This is a genomic window from Acidovorax sp. SUPP3334, from assembly GCF_030159055.1.
GTDB lineage: Bacteria > Pseudomonadota > Gammaproteobacteria > Burkholderiales > Burkholderiaceae_C > Paracidovorax.
In genome coordinates, this window is sequence record NZ_BQXQ01000104.1 from 1 (window position 1) to 1,272 (window position 1,272).

Annotated in this window: 2 protein-coding genes; both read right to left on the reverse strand. The window is 49.5% G+C overall.

Features of this window, described 5'->3' with window-relative positions; translation table 11 throughout:
* Positions 1–108: 108 nt before the first annotated feature.
* Positions 109–708: a hypothetical protein gene (locus tag AVHM3334_RS23655; protein ID WP_284415871.1), complete on the reverse strand. Its 600-nt coding sequence runs from the start codon at positions 706–708 to the stop codon at positions 109–111.
* Positions 709–711: 3 nt separating this feature from the next.
* A complete protein-coding gene (locus AVHM3334_RS23995) occupies positions 712–1,173 on the reverse strand; it encodes a SagB/ThcOx family dehydrogenase (RefSeq protein ID WP_349816649.1) in 462 nt (153 codons plus the stop codon).
* Positions 1,174–1,272 lie beyond the last annotated feature (99 nt).

Here is a 1,272-nt window from a genome sequence, read left to right on the forward strand (position 1 = left end):
CTGCTGCACCAGGCTGGCCAACGTCACACGGTCTTCAGGCTGAAGTTGCTGGTAGTGTCTCGGGGAGCTTTGCATCTGCGGACCTTACAGGGTTGCAGGTGTTGCACTTCACTTTTGAATCCGCCCTGCAATAGCCATCAGTTTGCCCGCATCGCTCAGTCTGACGAGTCCAGGCTTCAATTTGAATTCAGCATCTGCGAGCCCGAAGAGGAACGCGTAACGTACCCCGGGATAAGTCATGACATCGCCAATTTTTTTGATTTTCACTTTTTCATCGATGAAGTACCAAGCGCCGAGATACCCTTCCCAAAGAAGGACATAACATGCCCGCCCCTGTTCCCATGGCGAAAGCCCATAGCCGCACATTAAATGAGAGCGGGCGTGGCTAGAGCTGAAATAAGTCGCGGGTTTGCCCCAGAGTGTTACCGATTTTGATATGACACCATCGGTTTTGGAATACCCTGCTTCAATGGAAAAGCCTTCGGGGTCTGAGCCTTTGCTCCAGCCGCCATAAGCCAGTACATTGGGCTGCTTTTCTCCAGTAAGCATCAATTTCAGCAGCGTGTCTCCGGAAAAATCGCTGTATCGGCGACCATTGTCCTTTTCCGATTCTAGGGAATAAAGTAGCTTGCCATTTTCAATCAGGGCTGCTGTGCCGTCATGTCCGGGCTTAATGCCTAATATGCATAAATCTTCAATGGAGGCCATTGATTAAAATCCCCCTGTTATTTCTCGTGTTATTTTGTCTACACTGTTTCCACTGCCTGTGCCTCCACCCACGACCAACATTGGATGCTCTATATCCGCTGAACACTCCAAAATTTCCGCGAGTTCCCGGTCGTGAAAATAACCGGTGAGCCAAGGCTTCAATTCCATGGCTGTGATCAATAGGTTAAGCGTTTGGGAGAGGTGGCCCACTTCCATCAACATAGGGCGGTAGGCCCGGGAGTGTGGATATTTCCACCACATCTTGTCGAATCTCGAGGTCATCACGATAGCGAAAGCCATTTCGTTCGCCCAATCTTGGTGGCACAAGTAGGTACCTATCGGTTTTTCTGGAAGTGCCTTGATGAACTCTAATTCGTGTCTTTTTGACAGGTAATGGTATATGCCAGCAGGCAAGCCTTCAATGTTGATTGCCCATAGATAGTCGCCCCTGCAAAACCCTGGCAACCCGCATGAACACTGGGTTTTCGCCAGTTCCGCTAGTTGCTTGATCCCCTGAGAATCAACAAATCAGATTTTGTTTTCTGGGAGTTTTGCAGATGTCCG